Below are 18545 nucleotides of genomic sequence, written 5' to 3' on the forward strand. Positions count from 1 at the left end.
CATAAGTGGTCATAAGCATTGTCGCATTTTAAATTTTTATGCCGATACTATTCCTTCGCTTCATCCGGCGACTTTGTAGCGTTTTTGTTCGATTTTATTTTATTGATCAAAATTGTATGGAGAGATCTTGCGAGACTTTTATAGTCTTCATCAAAATGGTGTCCACCAGGAAGTTTGAGACGTTGCATGCGGTCCAAAGCTTCATCGGTACAGGCCGTATCATCTTCGTCTTCGCCGTAAACGCACACTGTTTTCTCTGCAGGTACATATTGCATCTGATCAAGAACCGGCGTGTCACCAGCCCCACCAAGCCATCCATCAATCGAGATTTGGAAATCTGCAGTTTTGGATAGTCCCATCAAGGCAATCATGACAGTTTGATCTTTCACCGAGTTATCAAGGACTTCCCATGCGAAAGGCAATACATCGGCACCAAAAGAATAGCCAAAAAGCGCAACAGGCAAGCGTTGTTGAGGATCCGCCTCCTGAACAAGTTGTTCGATATCCTTGGCGATTTCTTCAGGAGTGCGTGTACTCCAAAAATAACGCAGTGAATCAATGCCGATGACATGGATGTCTTCACTTTGCAACAAGTCGCCGATTTCCATATCGATATCACGCCAGCCGCCATCGCCGGAAAAGAAAATAACGAGAGCTTTTGCCGGATTTTTGGAAGGCATGTCAACAATAGGCAAATCAGCGTTTGCCGCATCACGAATAGCATAGTCGAGTGCTGTATCGACAGTGATCTTAACTCTCGTTTCAAAAGCCGGATCATTGACAATAGCGGCGATTTTATCGCGTGCTGCTTGCTTTACATCGTTTGCTTCGAGCTTGTTTGTTATTATTGTCACAGGTGAGGGGACTTTCGCCCCAATTTCGTAACTGTAACCTCCGTCGGGCATCTTGGTGGCGTCTGCGGCTTCCGTGCAGGAAGGTAAACGTGTGTGCGAAGATTGGGAGGGATCAATGACAACCGTTCCGGCCAACGTATTTTCCGGAGAGTCAGCGGCGGCAGCGTAGGATACTATTCCCCCTTCACCGATTCCTACGACGACGGGGTGAAAATACACGTCGAGATCCAAACGACGAAGGATGTCTTTCGATAATGCTTCCAAATCGGACACGAGGTAGACGCAATCGCCATCTTCTTTATCAAGTTCTTCCCGCCAGCGGTCAAAATTGACCGATGCGACGATGAGATTTCTCTTCAAAAGTGCAGCCGTTATATCGGCTTCACGGGTTTTTGGACCTCCTGCATCCGAAACGACGACAGCAAGTCCCCGGATTTCCCCTTGCGGAAGATATACCGGAATATCGGTAAAGCGTTCACCTTCAGCGTAAACAACCGGTGCAGTGGAGCCAATGAAACTTGCCCATAAACGGTTGATTTTCCCACGGTGAAGAATGCCATATGTTGCTGCTGCAACGACTATAACCGCCAAGACCAGTAAAAGTATACGTCTGATTGTCATTTGCGTAAGAACTCCAGAGGGTTGCCGTTTATCAGTGTTGTAACATCAAAAAGAACTTTTGCCGTTTCGAATCCTCCCGGACAAATGAGGTAATGTGGAGACCAAACAGGATCGAATTTATCTTTGAAAGCTTTCAAGCCGTCGAAATGATATAGATCGCGCCCCCTGCGATAAATGAACGATCCTATGCGTTGCCAACGGGCAGCAAGCCTATTTGTCGATAGACCGGCTAAGGGAGCCGCGCCCAGATTAAACCATTGAAAACCCTGTTCCTTTCCGTAAAGCAACAGATTAGCGAATAATGCGTCCATCATCACTTTGGATACATTAGGAAGATAACGCATCATATCGACAGTTATTTCGTTATGATTCCCGCTTTTCCAAACATTTGCAAATGCGACTATCTGATTATCTTTTGTCATAACTGCAACATCATAACGCTTTAAAAATTCTTCATTGAAATAACCGATAGAAAAGCGTTTTTCGGCACCCGATTTGGAAGCAAGCCAGGTATCAGACACATGGCGAAGTGCGACCAGATGATTGCCCACCTCGTTTGCCGGAATAATGGAAAACACGAGACCTTCACGCGCAGCTTTACGTTCGGCATAACGGAAAGGTTGACGTTTCGGCCCCTCAAGCGAAAAATCCGGTAGGTGAACTTTTGCCACCTCACCCAGTTTGATAGCTGTCAACCCCATATCAAGATAGAGCGGTAAGTGACTTGGCCCCACGCCATAAAAAACGGTCCGTAATGCCGCATCATCTGCGTGTTTTCGAAACTCCCAGGCAAGATCGCTAAAAACTTTCTCGTCGTTGCTGACCGGTTCGCCTAAAGCAATCAGGCTACCACCTGATTTGCTGTACATAATGAAACCATCTTTATTTGGCGAAATCAGAAATTGTTTGTCGCCCAAAAGAGCCAAAGCCGTATCCGACAATGGAGATTGGGCAACAAGTTCCGGTATGCACTCGGGAATTGCCGTTTCGCGTTTAGAGCGCTTGCGCAGCGGCCTATGGATAATGTTGTAGAGAGCTACGATAAATACAACCGAAAATATAACTACGCTTGCTCTTAGGAAACGCGGCGCATTGGCGTTCCATGCAAAGCTCCACCATAATTCATTTGAATATTCGACGTGGCGGTAAACAAAAAAGCCGAGCCATATGACAGCACATACAAAAGCTGCAATACTGGCAAGCCAGCCCCAACTGATAGTCAAACCATTATTTAATGGCCGACGATAAAACGAGCGCTTGAACCCCCATAGAATCAAAGCAAACACGCACAGAATAGTTGCTTCTTCCCAATCGAGTCCTTTGGTCAGACAGAAAACCGCACCTGCCAGCAATAGGAAAATAGTAACAAACCATGCATTGACGAGGCGTCGCGCCAATCCGTATGAAACAACGAGAAGCGTCACACCAATGAGACTGGCAGCGAGATTCGATGTCTCTATAAATATCAGGGGCAATATGTCGGAAAGGACGTCAAGCCTTATCCGGCGCCCCGGTGTAACAACCGATATCAACATCACAACACCGGCAAGAAAAGTAAGGCCGGCAGAAGTAAAAGGTATCATCGGTTCGATAATGCGTGATACCTGGGCAGCGCGTGCCGAGACCCGCTTGCGTTGCCTGAACATTTCCCAGAATGCAATGCCGATAATTGCAATAACGAGTGGCAAAATGGTGTAAATCAATCGGTAAGTTAAAAGAGCAGCCACACCTTGTGCATTTCCGGCAAGTCCAAGTCCACCAATCAGAATGGCTTCAAAAGCACCAAGGCCGCCCGGAGAATGGCTTACGACGCCGATAACAATAGCAACTGCAAAGACGAGATTGAAAGCAAGAAAACCGATTTGCAAATCGGCAGGCATCAGCACATAAAGTGTGGCAGATGCCGACGTAATATCAACAAGACCCGCAAAAATTTGCATCAAAGCACCGCGGGAGCCGGGGAGTTTCAATGACAGCGGGCCGACTTTCAATTCTCTTGCACCACCGTAAAGCCATAAAATGAGAGCAACCAAAAGAATGATGATGGCGAAGCCGGCAATTCGGTCGCCGGTTAAATTGAGCGTACCAAGGAAGGGGAGGTTTTCGGGCTCGAAGGCAAGTGCAAATCCGATGACTGTGAGTAAAGCAAACCACATCGAAAACCACGACATGCTTATGATACGTCCGATATCGGCAAGTCCCACACCTTCACCAGCATAAACGCGGTAACGTAATGCTCCCCCCGTAAGGAAAGAAAAACCGAGTGCATTGGAAACAGCATAACCGGCAGATCCTGCGAGTGCTGCGACAGGCATAGTAATTTTGCCCGGAGCAATGGTGCGCGCGGCCACAACGTCATAAAGCGCGATGCCGCAAAAACTCAGTGCGGTAAAAAATAGCGCGGTTAGTAAAGTGGGAGTCGTATAGCTTTTGAAAGCTTCAATTGTGTCATGTCTCGAAGTGGTCTTTAAAAGTTCCCATAGAACAAAGAAGGAAATGGCTGCGATTAACAGGCCGAACAAGGGAACAATAGAAGTTTTGGCCAGATGTAGAAGACGCGACGGCTCTTTTGGTGGAGTGGTACCAGCCGCATTTTCATCCAGTTTATTCTCGCTCGTCATGTGAATCCTTTTAGACCATTGATCAGTTTGTTATGTCGCAGACTTAAACCACTATCTGTGAAATTTTACGAATTGAATTTGTCATCTTTATGTGGATGAACCGGTTTTTAAAACTGCAAGTTTCGTACGCTTGAAGGTTTTCACAGAGCTTAATATAAGATAATACCGATGCAAACGTTACGGAACGAGACAATTGTTTTCAGAATTATCGACATTCGGGGTATTTTTAGGTGGTGCACTTTCATTTCTGTCGCCTTGTGTCTTGCCACTCGTACCTCCTTATCTGTGTTATATGGCCGGTGTTAGTGTTGAAGATTTTCGCAACAGCGACACCCGGAAAAAACAGCCTGTCCGTCTAGCATTGTTTATTGCCGCAATCGCCTTTTCATTGGGCTTTTCAACAGTTTTTATCGCACTTGGTGCCACCGCAAGTACAGTCGGGCATTTTATCGGACAATATCGAGATATATTGGCGATGATTGCCGGTGTTATCATTATAATCTTCGGTCTCAATTTCTTAGGTGTATTCAGAATTGGATTGCTTGCACGCGAAGTTCGTTTTCAGACTCGAAAAACACCGGCAGGCCCTTTGGGTGCCTATATTATCGGGTTGGCTTTCGCTTTTGGATGGACACCCTGTGTGGGGCCGGTCCTTGGTCCTATTCTAACTTTCGCCGGAACTAAAGAATCAGTTGGTGAAGGAGCTTTTCTTCTAGGCATATATTCGCTCGGATTGGCTATACCCTTCATTTTGGCTGCGTTGTTTTCGAACTTCTTTATGTGGTTTTTAAGCTCATTCAGAATGCATTTGGGGAAAGTCGAAAAAATCATCGGAATTTTGCTTATTATTGCCGGCATTCTGTTCTTAACCGGAGAAATGCAGAATGTTTCATTCTGGCTTCTGGAAAAATATCCGTCGCTAAGCAGTATAGAAGCATTAAGCTGGTCGGATATCGTGTCTTTTTTCCGAAATCTCTTCTAATCATTAACGAGGTAAATGATGGACCGCAGTTGTCTTTCAATAATTTTAGCAGCGGGTGAAGGCACACGGATGAAATCGTCTTTGCCAAAAGTGCTGCATAAAATAGCGGGCTTACCGCTCGTTTGTCATGTTGTTCGACAGGTTCAATTGATCGGGAAGAGTGATATTGCTGTTGTCGTTGGACGCGGCGCAGATGACGTATCATCGGCTGTAAAAGAATTTTCGAAAACTGCAAATATCTATCTGCAAAAAGAACGTCTTGGAACAGCACATGCGGTTCTCTCGGCACGTCAGATGTTGGGCGAGAATTATGATGATGTGTTGATTGTTTTTGGCGATACACCGCTTATCGAAGCGAAGTCGTTGGAACGCGCGAGAGACGAGCTCGCGCACGGTGCCGATATTGTTGTCATGGGTTTTGTAACCGAAAATCCGTCAGGTTATGGGCGTTTGATCGAAAAAGACGGAAAGCTTCAAGAAATTGTTGAAGAAAAAGATGCAACTACCGAACAGAAAAAGATAAAATTCTGTAATGGTGGTGTTATGGCGTTGAATGGCAAACTTGCTCTTTCATTGCTTGAGCAAATCAAAAATGAAAACGCAAAGAAAGAATATTACCTCACCGACATTGTGAAGATCGGAGTATCCCGCGAGCTTGAAGTGAGAGCAATTTCCATCCCCTTTGAGAATGTCATAGGCGTAAATACACGTGTTGAGCTTTCTGAAGCTGAAGCATTGTGGCAAAAACGCAGAGCAAGAGAGCTTATGCTATCCGGAGTAACTATGTTGAGACCCGAGACAGTGTATTTTTCATATGATACCGCAATCGAAGGGGATGTTGTTATTGAACCGAACGTATTTTTTGGCCTTAATGTGAAAGTGGAGACAGGTGTTGTCATCCATGGTTTCAGCCATTTGGAAGGAGCAATTGTCAAAGCGCAATCAGAGATCGGGCCTTACGCACGATTGCGTCCCGGAGCGATTCTTGAAAATTCTTCAAAGGTTGGCAATTTCTGTGAAATCAAAAACGCGAAAATTGGCGAAGGTGCGAAAGTCAACCACCTTACTTATATCGGTGACGCTGTCGTTGGTGGGCATACCAATATAGGAGCAGGGACAATAACCTGTAATTATGATGGCTTCAATAAATGGAAAACGATTATCGGCGAAAATGCATTTATCGGATCCAACTCGGCATTAGTTGCACCTGTCGAAATTGGCGACGGGGCTTACGTTGCTTCCGGCAGTGTAATAACCGATCAGGTTCCCGAAAACAGTGTTGCATTTGGTCGTGCAAGACAGATAAACAAGGAAGGACGCGCGATTGCTTTGAGAAAGCGTTTTTCCGCATTAAAAAATAAAAAAGAGTAATGGCAAAAATGCCATTTTTAAGATTTAAAAACTTGGAATGATTTTGCGTTCTAAAATATTCGAGACTGAAACGGCTGGGAACAAAGATGCTGATAAATTATTAATCAGCGTGTTATAAGTCATCGAATTAATATTAACCCGGAGCGAAGTTTTATATGTGTGGAATTATCGGAATCCTTGGTCATAGAGACGTGGCACCTCTGTTGCTCGACGGGTTAAAAAGGCTTGAATATCGGGGGTACGACTCGGCTGGAATCGCTACCGTTTACCAAGGACGTCTAGGGCGTCTGAGAGCCCCCGGAAAACTCGTTAATCTTGAAGAAAAGTTACAAAAAAACCCATTAAAGGGCGAAATTGGCATCGGCCATACACGTTGGGCTACTCATGGTGCACCGGTTGAACGTAATGCTCATCCGCAAATGACTAACAAGGTAGCTGTGGTCCATAACGGCATCATCGAAAATTTTGCCGAATTGCGTGACGAGCTTGTCGCTGATGGTTGCGTTTTTGAATCTGACACAGATACTGAGGTATTGGCTCATCTGGTAACGAGAGAAATAAACGGTGGATTGACGCCTGTCGAGGCGATGCGCGTCAGTCTCAAGCGGCTGCGCGGTGCCTATGCCGTTGCCCTTATTTTTGAAGGTGAAGAAGACCTGATGATCGCGGCGCGCTTTGGTCCTCCACTTGCTATCGGTTACGGTAAAGGCGAGATGTTTGTTGGCTCGGACGCTATCGCACTTGCCCCCTTCACTGATCGGATTTGCTATCTTGAAGACGGTGATTGGGTTGTTCTCACCCACAACAGTGCGACAATCTATGATGCGGATGACCAGATTGTTGAACGTGAGATTTCGACATCTTCGGGGAACGCGTTTCTCGTTTCGAAAAGTAATCATCGCCATTTCATGCACAAGGAAATGTTCGAGCAGCCGGAAGTCATTTCACATACTCTGGCTCATTATGTGGATTTGGGTGCTGGCAAGGTCAACGAAGCTGCCAATCCGATAGATTGGGCCAATATTGACCGTTTGATCTTCGCAAGTTGTGGAACAGCTTTTTATTCGACATTGGTCGCGCGTTACTGGTTTGAAAAATTATGCGGGCTGATTGTAGAAAACGATGTTGCTTCCGAATTCAGATATCGTGAACCACCGATGACCGACAAAACCTTAGCAATGTTTGTGTCGCAGTCAGGGGAAACAGCCGATACGCTTGCATCTTTGCGATATTGTCATGCGAAGGGGATAAAAACAGCAACCGTGGTCAATGTTTTGCAATCGACCATGGCAAGGGAAGCAGATTTTATGTTTCCTACACTAGCCGGACCTGAAATCGGTGTTGCCTCTACAAAGGCTTTTACCTGTCAGTTGTCTGCTCTGGCATCGGTCGTTCTGACGGCGGCCAAACACCGTGGAATGCTCGACCGGAAAACAGAACAAAAAATGGTTCAGCAACTTGCAGAACTTCCAAGGATTGTGACAGATGTTCTGAAACTTGATAGTGATATCGAGGAAATATGCCGTGAGTTAATGACGGTGAAGAACATCCTTTATATCGGTCGCGGTACGTCCTATCCAATCGCATTGGAAGGTGCGCTCAAGCTTAAAGAGCTTTCCTATATCCATGCTGAAGGTTATGCAGCTGGCGAATTGAAACATGGCCCAATAGCACTTATTGATGAAACGATGCCTGTTATTGTCGTTGCACCACATGATCGTTGGTTCGACAAGACTGTTTCCAATTTGCAGGAAGTCGCTGCCCGTGGTGGCCGGATCATTCTGATTACGGATAAGGATGGTGCCACTAAAGCTGGAGTAAGTAGTCTGTCGACGATTGTTATGCCAGATGTTCCGGAATTCATTGCTCCTATTGTCTATGCAGTTCCGGTGCAATTGATTGCTTATCATACAGCAGTGTTGCTTGGCACAGATGTCGATCAGCCGCGCAATCTTGCTAAATCGGTAACCGTTGAATAAGGCCTGAATTCAATTTACGTACAAACAGTCATTTCTCCCCGCTTATGAGGAGAAATGATATCAGTTTCCTGATTTTAAAACCTGTTCCTGTGGTTTAAAGGGGATAGTGACAGCGATAATAGGACCAAGTCCGTACCACCAGTCATAACGTTTCAGTTCGGGGGCATAGAGGCTTGATATTGATCCATCAAGGAAAAGTGCGTTCGGGGTTTTCATTTCATCACGAAAAAATCGTGCGAATTCATCAAAGTTCACTCGTCCTTCAGAGTTGACAAAAACAACTGTTCCATCTGTTCTGACGCCAACGCCGTTTCGATATTCGAGATAAGGCGAGTTGACAATAAAACGCGGATGAATCTTATTTTCGATGACGAGCATTGGTCCCGATTGAGTAGCGATATCGGGTTTGATTTCTGATTTCAGAAATCTGTCTGTATCCAGAACACCGGCTTTTTGCCTTTCGATAAAGAAAATTCCGTTAGGCTTCATATGAAAATTTCCGGGTCCATCTTTTGTCGAAACGGGATGAATAGTTTTGCCGTTTTCAACATAAAGTCCGACCGCCGAAAAATCCTTGTGGTACATGCCGCCATTGACAGCGAACGCAATCGTTTTTCCTTGTTCACGTAAATATTTTTCAACGTTGCGAAAATACTTGAAAGGTTGACCGTTTGAGTCATCAAGGAAAAGCGAAATATTATATTTTTCCGGATCGACCTCGCAGACAATATAAGACTTGTTTTCGAATTTCTGGTGGTAGCAGAAATTGTGTTTAGCAGTTTGTTCTTGTGCTTCTTCGGTCTTTTGGCCGTGTTGTTGTGGTTCGATTATAATGGGTGGATTGGAACCATGTGTGGTGGTGCTATCAGGCTTTTCTAACGTTGGTATTTGCCTGAAAAACATAAAACTTCCCACTGTTACCAATATTCCGGTCAGCGTTATCAACAGCGGCGTGATGATATGGTTCTTTTTCATAATTTAACCGGCTCGCAGTAATTTTATTGCCCCGTCTTGACGGAAAAGATAAAGCAACAGTCGTAATGCCTGACCACGTTCCGAAACAAGTTGCGGGTCTTTTTCCAGAATGAGGCGCGCATCCTTTCTGGCAATTGCCAACAAATCGCTGTGCGCCTCAAGATCCGCCATATGAAATTCGGGAACTCCGGATTGTCGGGTTCCCAATACTTCACCTTCGCCACGAAGTCGCAAATCTTCTTCAGCTATACGAAAACCGTCTTGCGTTTCACGCATGACATTCAGTCTTGCCTCGGCAATTTTGCCAATCGGTGCCTTATAGAGTAAAATACAAGATGATTGTTTGTCACCTCTTCCTACTCTTCCACGTAACTGGTGAAGCTGGGAAAGGCCGAAGCGCTCGGCATGCTCGATAATCATGATTGATGCGTCGGGGACATCCACACCTACTTCGACAACGGTAGTGGCAACAAGCAAACGCGTTTTGCCTTGCTTGAAATCCTGCATTGCCTGATCTTTTTCAGTGGGAGCCATTTTGCCATGAACAATTCCGACAATGTTGCCAAACCGGTTATGAAGAAATTCAAATCGTTTTTCAACCGACGTGAGCTCCAGACTTTCGGACTCCTCGACCAAGGGGCATATCCAGTAAATCTTGTCACCACGATTAAGCGCGACACTTACCCGTTCGAGAAGCTCGCCCAATCGCTCTTTCGGTAAAATAGCTGTGGTTACAGGTTTTCGACCCGATGGCTTCTCTTTCAGTTGTGAAACATCCATGTCGCCGAATGCGGTCATGACCAATGTTCGTGGAATTGGGGTGGCGGTCATGACAAGCATATCGGGTCTGATGCCCTTGGCTAAAAGATCAAGACGTTGATGGACACCAAAACGATGCTGTTCGTCAATAATTGCAAGCGAAAGGTTATGATAATCGACACTGTCCTGAATAAGTGCATGCGTTCCGATGATAATCGCAGTTTTACCGGTTTTGATGTCGGCAATAATTTTTTCGCGGCTTTTACCTTTTTCGCGGCCTGTCAGCAAAACCGTTTTTAGGCCTATTTTTTCAGCCAAAGGCGCAATTGTTGCAAAATGTTGCTGTGCCAAAACCTCAGTCGGAGCCATGAGCGCAGATTGACCGCCATTTTCGGCAATCTGCGCCATTGCCATAAAAGCAACCACAGTTTTACCTGATCCCACATCTCCCTGCAGCAGCCTCAACATAGCCTCGTTGGAAGCAAGGTCTCGCGATATTTCGCCAATTGCAACTTCTTGACCTTTCGTCAAGGTGAAGGGCAGGGCGTGCAGGAGTTTTTTTGTGTAGGTGCCTTTTGGAGGACTGGCTTTGCCAGCCAATTTCTTGGTTTTGTGCCGTACCAACCCAAGCGCTAATTGACCAGCCAGAAATTCATCATAGGCGAGGCGCTTTCTGGATAAACTATCGACACTGACATCGGCGGGATCCACCGGCAGGTGAATTCTACGTAAAGCGACGCCGAAGGAAGGAAAACCGGATTGTCTCATCATTGTGTGATCAATCCATTCCGGTAACACGGGGATCCGGTTAAGTGCTTCGCCTATCGCGCGTCCCAGCGTTTTTCCTGATAAGCCTGCCGTTAGCGGGTAAACAGGTTCAATAAGTGGTAGTTTTTCGCTGTGTCCAGCCGGAACAATATAATCCGGATGAACCATGGTAACATGACCGTTAAATCGTTCCACTTTCCCCGAAACGATAACTTTTTCGCCTTCAGGCAATTGGCCTTGCAACCAGTTTGCTTGGGCATGAAAGAACACCAAAATTATTTCGCCTGTCTTGTCATGACCAAATATGCGATAGGGAAGACGTTTATTGTTGTTTGGGGGCGCCTGATGATAGTCAACGACTATCTCGGCAGTCGTCACAGCACCATCTATTGCAAAAGCGACACCGGGGCGCTGCCTGCGATCGATAACAGAATACGGCATTAACTGGATAAGATCGATAAGTCTCGGTTCGCCTTGTGTCGGATCAATATCAAGAAGTTTGGATATCGTTAAACCGACCTTGGGCCCTATGCCGGAAAGGCTTCTTATCGTCGCAAAAAATGGGTCAAGTAATGTCGGTCGCATGACTATGAATTTAACGGCGAGAAACGATTTTTACCAGTATCAAAATCCGATTCGTCTGCTAAAACCTTTTGATATTAAAGCAGTCTCGACAATAGCTTTTAAATTTTTCAAAAGTTGAACAATCGAACAAATTTCATGCGTTTGAGATCATGATCATTGATATCCATGTGAAACAGCTTATGCCGGATTAACTGGTCGTTTGGTCATTTTTGCAATCAAAAATGTGCTGCAGCAGTTTAAACCATGAAACCGGTTTGGAGAGCTATTAGGCGAAGTTTTCAATCGGATCACTGCCGACCGAATTTTTGAGAATTATAAATTCTAATTGATGATTATGCAAAAACACTTTTATTTATTCTGATTGTTGACAAGATTTTTGGGGCCGATCGGAGCCGGTTTTTATCACTCCGGAAGTTTGAAACACTCGTTTACGGTTTTGCGCGCACTGGATATTTCAAGGCACAAAACGTTCGGCTGATCATTGCAATGAATGCAAACGAAAACCGCTTTAGCGGAACTTTTCGTTTGTCAGTTCAGGATTAGGCGAGACCGGGAAGATCGTATCTTTCGATGATTTCTAAATTTGATATGTGCTTGAACCCAAATCATTACAATTAGGTCCTGATTAGGATATTTCCCTGCACTGAAATTGAGGAAGAAATGTCACTCATGAAAATAAATCATTAACCATGACGAGTACGGCGAAAATTATAACTTGAAAAAAGAACAAAACGAGAACATAAAGAATACATAACAAGAAAGGAAAAGCTGATGTCCGATATTTTATATGATGTGTTGTCATTTGTTTCCGTAAGTTTGTTCGTGACAACGATAGGAATCTGGTTAATAACGTTCTAAAATTAAGATGTGATTTTGCGAGTTGCGGCTTTCGTCGAAAGCTATGAAAGCCATCCGGTGCCGAGTGTAATGGTGATTTAGACGTGCAGGGATCATGATAACGTCTAGCAGAATCACTTATATTTTTGTCATAGCAATCGAGAACAATTATTGGGAAGACGGAACGTGTCTGACGGTAATACTGAAAAACAAAAAGAGGAAATCGAACGTCCACGGTTTATCCATTTGAGGATTCACTCGGCCTATTCATTGTTGGAAGGCGCAATAAAGGTCAAAGAAGTTATAAAATATGCGCTTCATGACCACGCTCCTGCTATTGCAATTACCGATACAAATAATCTCTTTGGTGCACTGGAATTTACTCAATATTGTTTTGCCGACGGCATTCAACCAATTATCGGTTGTCAATTGGCTATAGATTTTGAAGATGTCGGTTACGACCCGCGTGTTACAAAATGGCGTAATCCTTCAGACTTCACGTCAATCGTTCTGCTTGCAGCCACTGAAACGGGCTACAAGAATCTGGTACATCTCGTAAGCCGTGCCTATCTTGATAAAAGCGAGACTGACCCCGCAAATGCTAGAATTGAATGGGTCGAGGAATTAAGTGACGGCATTATTGCCTTAACCGGTGGACCGAACGGTCCGATAAATAGTTCAATCGTTGATGATAAAAAAGATCGCGCCATAGAACGTTTGCAACGTCTGCAAAAAGCATTCGGTGATCGACTATATATGGAGCTACAGCGGCACGGCAATTATGATCACGCAACAGAAGCGGAAATTGTCGAACTCGCCTATAAATATGGCATTCCCCTTGTTGCGACAAATGAAGCTTTCTTCAAAGATAAAAGCGGCTATGAAGCACATGATGCGTTGTTGGCAATTGCAGAAGGACAAATTGTATCCAATCCGGATAGAAGACGTGTCACACCCGACCATTATCTGAAGTCTCAGGATGAAATGGTCAAGCTGTTTTCCGATCTTCCGGAGGCAATCGACAATACCGTTGAAATTGCAATGCGGTGTCATGCTTATACGCCCACGAGAAAGCCGATTTTGCCACGTTTTACCGGTCAATCGGATGATCCTGCAGCAGCCGTCAAAGCAGAAGCTGACGAAATGATACGTCAGGCAAGAGAAGGACTGAAAATGCGCCTTGAAACAGCCGGACCGTCGGAAGGCTATACGCCCAAAGATTATGAAGAACGGCTGGAATATGAAATATCCATTATTACCAAAATGCAGTTTCCTGGCTACTTCCTGATCGTTTCCGACTTCATCAAATGGGCAAAGGCGCATGATATTCCTGTAGGGCCGGGGCGTGGATCAGGTGCGGGTTCGCTTGTTGCTTATGCTTTGACAATTACCGATATAGACCCGTTGCGTTTTTCATTGCTGTTTGAACGTTTCCTCAATCCGGAACGCGTATCTATGCCGGACTTTGATGTGGATTTCTGTCAGGATCGACGCGAAGAAGTTATCCATTATGTGCAATCAAAATATGGCAGTGAACAAGTTGCACAAATTATTGCACTCGGTAAATTGCAGGCTCGAGCAGTTATTCGCGATGTCGGCCGTGTTCTCGAAATGCCTTATCGTCAGGTAGACTATCTTTCCAAATTGGTGCCGCAAACTCCCGGAAATAATGTGGAGCTTGCAAAAGCCATCAAGGATGAGCCGAAATTCGAGGAAGAAAAGAAAAAAGATCCATTGGTGGGGCACTTGCTTGATATCGCACTTCAGCTCGAGGGACTTTATCGTCATACTTCAACACACGCCGCCGGCATTGTTATCGGTGACCGGCCGTTGTGGCAATTGGTACCGATGTATCGTGATCCGCGCTCGAACATGCCGGTTACGCAATTCAATATGAAATTTGTTGAAAAGGCGGGGCTGGTCAAGTTCGACTTTCTGGGGTTAAAAACCCTCACAGTTTTGAAGACGGCTGTCGATTTTGTTGCCCGTAAGGGTATAAAGATCGATCTTTCTCACATTCCGCTTGATGACAAACCGACTTATGACATGCTGACGCGCGGTGAAACAGTTGCTGTGTTTCAGGTTGAAAGTACAGGTATGCGCAAAGCGCTTATCGGGATGAAGCCTGACCGTATCGAGGATATTACTGCCCTTGTTGCGCTTTATCGACCGGGACCTATGGAGAATATTCCGACCTATATTGCGCGTAAGCACGGTGAAGAAGAGATTGCTTCCATTCACCCGAAAATAGATTATCTCGTGAAGGAAACCCAAGGTGTTATCATCTATCAGGAACAGGTGATGCAGATTGCTCAGGTACTTGCGGGATATTCACTTGGACAAGCTGATCTTTTGCGCCGCGCAATGGGTAAGAAAATTCACGAAGAAATGGAGCGTCAGCGTGTCCATTTCGTCGCCGGAGCCGTTGAACGGGGGGTTGATAAAAATCAGGCAAATTCAATTTTTGATTTGCTGGCAAAATTTGCCGATTACGGTTTTAATAAATCTCACGCGGCAGCCTATGCCTTTGTTTCTTATCAAACTGCCTATTTGAAAGCTCATTATCCGGTTGAATTTTTAGCGGCTTCCATGACTTACGAAATGGGCAACACCGAAAAGCTTAATGATTTTCGGCGTGAAGCACAAAGGCTCGGAATTGAGGTTGTCGCTCCTTCCGTCCAGACATCCTATCGTGCGTTCGAAGTCGGCGAAAATCGCATTTATTATTCGCTTGCTGCAATCAAGGGGGTTGGAGATCCGGCAGTCAATCATATTGTGGAAAGAAGGGGCAACAAACCTTTTAAAGATCTTGAAGATTTTTGCGAACGCACGGATCCTCGTATTGTCAATAAAAGGGTGATGGAAAGTCTTATCCATGCCGGTGCGTTTGACTGCTTCCATATTCCTCGTGAAGTACTGGTTGCAGGAATCGACGTTATCAATGCCCGTTCAATGCGCGTACTTGACGATAACCGGAGCGGTCAAACCGATATTTTCGGAATGAGCGACGGACCAAAAGAACCGCTTCTATTGCCGCAGGCGAAGCCGTGGTTACCGGCTGAAAAGCTTCATCACGAGTTTCAAGCTATCGGTTTCTATCTATCGGCTCATCCATTGGATGAATATGAGGATGTTTTGCAGAAACTGCGCGTTCAAAGCTGGATTGATTTTTCCAATGCTGTGCGGCGAGGGGCTAATGCCGGCCGTCTTGCTGGCACTGTCAGTGCAAAACAGGTAAGAAAGACAAAATCGGGAAAGAAAATGGGTATTATCCAGTTTTCTGACCCGACCGGACAATTCGAAGCAATTCTTTTTTCGGAAGGATTAAGCGCTTATGGAGACATGCTGGAACCTGGGCAATCTGTCGTGATCACAGTCAATGCCGAAAACCGTCCCGAAGGGATCAGTTTACGCATAGAAACCGTCCAGTCATTGGAACATGAAGCAGAACGTATCCATAAAACAATGCGTATATTCGTCCGTAATGCGGATATGATAGAAGAAATCGGCAGTAGCCTCGAACGTGGTGGTGACGGAGATGTAGGCTTTATTATTATCAAGGATAATGGGGCACGCGAGATAGAAGTTTCGCTCCCGCACAAATATCGCGTAACACCACAGGTGGCCGGTGCTATGAAAGCCATTCAAGGCGTCGTTGATGTCGAACTTGTCTAGTTTTATTTATTAGACAGGTTTAATAAAAACAGATAACGCGTTAAATTAAAATAAAAAAACACGGGATAAACGAGGGTGGGCGAATTTGTCGCCTGCCTCAGGTTGCGCTTCCATTATTTTTCGAGATTTCCTTCAGAGTTTTGTTGCGATTAAAGCCTGCTCCAAATCGACTTTCAGATCATCAAAATCTTCAATGCCGATTTGAAGCCTCAGAAGTGAACCCAAATATTGATGTTTGAAAACACGATCATCAAGGTGGACTTCGACAGCCAGACTTTCATATCCACCCCATGAATATCCAAGTTTGAAAATTTTAAGCGCATTCAAAAAAGCGTGGGCTTCTTTTTCGCGTCCTCCTTTCAGCACAATAGAAAATAGTGACGAGGCACCCTTGAAATCGCGCTTCCATATTTCATGGCCTTTATGGCTTTCCAATGCAGGATGAAGCACTTCCGCAACTTGCGGCATGGTTTCCAACCATTGAGCCAAAGCAAAAGCAGTTTTGCTTTGATGGGCTAAACGAATGCCCATCGTGCGCATAGACCGTAACGTGTTATAGGCGTCATCACCCGAGACACTCATTCCCAAGAATTTATGTGCATCTTCGACAATTCTTTTCGTCCGGTCGTTCGCAGAAATGAAACCGATCAGAATATCGGAATGACCGGCAGGATATTTCGTTCCGGCAGTAATTGAAATGTCGACACCGTAATCGAGCGGCTTGAAATTGAGCGGGGTTGCCCACGTATTATCCATCAACACAACTGCACCATGTGCGTGTGCAACTGAGGAAATCGCCGGTATGTCCTGAATTTCAAACGTATTTGATCCGGGTGATTCGGTGAAAACCGCCTTGGTTTGAGGCTTCATCAAACGTTCGATTGCCGCACCGATTGTTGGATCGTAATATTCGACTTCGACGCCCATTTTTTTTAACATATTATCTGCAAAACGACGCGTCGGACCATAAACGGAATCAGTTATCAACACATGATCACCTTGCGACAAAACGCCCAAAAGCGGGACTGTGATGGCCGCAAGGCCGGATGGTACCAATACGGTTTTTTTAGCACCTTCCAGAGAATTTATCGCTTCGCACAAAGCATCGGTTGTCGGCGTACCATGGGTCCCGTATGTATAGCGCTGATTTTCGCTCTTCAGTGTTTCGGCATCAGGAAACAATACAGTCGAAGCATGAACAACAGGTGGATTAACAAAGCCGAAATAGTCGGCCGGATCATTTCCACAATGAGCAAGTTTTGTGTTTACACCAGACTTTTCAGAAAAATCATTTGACGTCATCGAGTGTACTTTCCAATTTTTTAAGCCACGTTATATTTTAGCATTGATAAAATATATCGGTGGTCAAGCAAAATCTGTTTGCTTTTCACGGTTATTATAGCACGCTATTTGCTTGACCTGATATGGATAATGCTTTTCGATAGCTGTCAGGACAAGTTTTTGCAAACGCAGGAGAGGACTTTATGTTTTTTAAAACTTATATCGCCGCGATTGGTGTTGCGCTTACAGCGTTTGGTACTGTTACTGCATCGGCAGGAACATTGGATGACGTTAAGGCACGCGGATATCTGCAGTGCGGCGTAAGTACCGGACTGGCCGGCTTCAGCATTCCCGATGAAAAGGGTAATTGGACGGGGTTCGATGTCGACTATTGTCGTGCTGTTGCTGCCGCTATCTTCGGAAGTGGAGATAAGGTCAAATTTGTTCCGTTAAGCTCCAAAGAGCGTTTCACAGCGCTGCAATCGGGTGAAATAGACGTTTTAATCCGCAATACCACCTGGACGATCAATCGGGAAACAGCATTGGGCTTGGATTTTGTCGGTGTCAATTATTACGACGGACAGGGCTTCATGATCAATAAAAAGAACCTTGAAGGAGTAACGTCGGCTCTTCAATTATCGGGGGCTTCGATTTGTGTCCAATCCGGTACTTCGACGGAACTCACGCTAGCCGATTATTTCCGCAACAATAAAATGGAATATACACCGGTTGTTTTTGACAAATTCACCGAAGTCAATCAGGCCTATGACGCGGGTCGTTGTGACGTCTATACAACTGACCAGTCTTCGCTTTACGGTTTGCGTTTGCAACTAAAGAATCCTGAAGACCACGTCGTTTTACCTCAAATCATTTCGAAAGAACCTTTTGGACCGGCTGTTAGACAGGGTGATCCACAATGGGCTGATGTCGTACGTTGGACACATAATGCACTCTTGAATGCCGAAGAATTCGGCATTACGCAAACCAATGTCGATGATATGCTAAAATCCGACAATCAGGATATCCGCCGTCTTCTTGGAGTAGAACAAGGAAATACTATTGGTAAAGACTTGGGGCTTGATAATGACTGGGTCGTAAAAATTATTAAAGCGACCGGCAATTATGGCGAAATTTTCGAGCGCAATATCGGTCAGAATACGCCGTTGAAAATTTCACGTGGCATCAATGCTCTTTGGACAAAAGGTGGCCTGCAATATGGCTTGCCAATTCGTTGATA

General features: G+C 45.2%; 10 protein-coding genes. 5 read left to right on the forward strand and 5 right to left on the reverse strand.

The features are described 5' to 3' along the window. Window positions 1–47 precede the first annotated feature (47 nt). Together H3V12_RS02890 and mprF are read right to left on the reverse strand one after the other, a co-directional pair. Window positions 48–1475, reverse strand: a complete 1428-nt coding sequence (locus H3V12_RS02890; protein WP_198212674.1) for a virulence factor family protein — start codon at window positions 1473–1475, stop codon at window positions 48–50. Further along, a complete protein-coding gene (mprF, locus tag H3V12_RS02895; RefSeq protein WP_198212676.1) occupies window positions 1472–4096 on the reverse strand; it encodes a bifunctional lysylphosphatidylglycerol flippase/synthetase MprF in 2625 nt (874 codons plus the stop codon). The genes H3V12_RS02890 and mprF overlap by 4 nt, the downstream gene beginning before the upstream one ends. Window positions 4097–4289: 193 nt before the next feature. On the opposite strand from mprF, the gene H3V12_RS02900 reads away from it, so the two are divergent. The 3 genes from H3V12_RS02900 to glmS all read left to right on the forward strand — a co-directional run bounded on the left by H3V12_RS02900 (window position 4290) and on the right by glmS (window position 8428). Next, window positions 4290–5078, forward strand: a complete 789-nt coding sequence (locus tag H3V12_RS02900; protein ID WP_075870640.1) for a cytochrome c biogenesis CcdA family protein — start codon at window positions 4290–4292, stop codon at window positions 5076–5078. A gap of 15 nt (window positions 5079–5093) precedes the next feature. Continuing rightward, window positions 5094–6449, forward strand: a complete 1356-nt coding sequence (glmU, locus tag H3V12_RS02905; RefSeq protein ID WP_198212678.1) for a bifunctional UDP-N-acetylglucosamine diphosphorylase/glucosamine-1-phosphate N-acetyltransferase GlmU — start codon at window positions 5094–5096, stop codon at window positions 6447–6449. 155 nt (window positions 6450–6604) lie between these two features. Next, window positions 6605–8428, forward strand: coding sequence for a glutamine--fructose-6-phosphate transaminase (isomerizing) (gene glmS / locus H3V12_RS02910; RefSeq protein ID WP_075870642.1), 1824 nt, complete (start codon window positions 6605–6607; stop codon window positions 8426–8428). 60 nt (window positions 8429–8488) lie between these two features. Here the strand turns inward: glmS and H3V12_RS02915 are convergent, their stop codons facing one another. Both H3V12_RS02915 and recG read right to left on the reverse strand, forming a co-directional pair. Further along, complete coding sequence (locus H3V12_RS02915; RefSeq protein WP_246787474.1) at window positions 8489–9403, reverse strand: phosphodiester glycosidase family protein; 915 nt, start codon at window positions 9401–9403, stop codon at window positions 8489–8491. 3 nt (window positions 9404–9406) lie between these two features. Next, window positions 9407–11515 (reverse strand): ATP-dependent DNA helicase RecG, encoded by a 2109-nt coding sequence (gene recG, locus H3V12_RS02920; RefSeq protein WP_198212680.1) that lies wholly within the window; start codon window positions 11513–11515, stop codon window positions 9407–9409. Window positions 11516–12538: 1023 nt separating this feature from the next. Between recG and dnaE the strand changes: the two genes are divergently transcribed. Further along, window positions 12539–16027, forward strand: coding sequence for a DNA polymerase III subunit alpha (gene dnaE / locus H3V12_RS02925; protein ID WP_198212682.1), 3489 nt, complete (start codon window positions 12539–12541; stop codon window positions 16025–16027). Window positions 16028–16159: 132 nt separating this feature from the next. Here dnaE and metC read toward each other — a convergent pair whose 3' ends face one another. Beyond that, the gene (gene metC / locus H3V12_RS02930; RefSeq protein ID WP_198212684.1) at window positions 16160–17329 is read right to left on the reverse strand and encodes a cystathionine beta-lyase; all 1170 of its coding nucleotides are present in this window, start codon (window positions 17327–17329) and stop codon (window positions 16160–16162) included. A gap of 182 nt (window positions 17330–17511) precedes the next feature. Here metC and H3V12_RS02935 point away from each other — a divergent pair, with 182 nt between their 5' ends. Continuing rightward, window positions 17512–18543 (forward strand): amino acid ABC transporter substrate-binding protein, encoded by a 1032-nt coding sequence (locus tag H3V12_RS02935; protein ID WP_075870647.1) that lies wholly within the window; start codon window positions 17512–17514, stop codon window positions 18541–18543. The last annotated feature ends 2 nt before the right edge of the window (window positions 18544–18545 follow it).

This window comes from Bartonella sp. W8167 (assembly GCF_016100335.1).
GTDB lineage: Bacteria > Pseudomonadota > Alphaproteobacteria > Rhizobiales > Rhizobiaceae > Bartonella > Bartonella apis.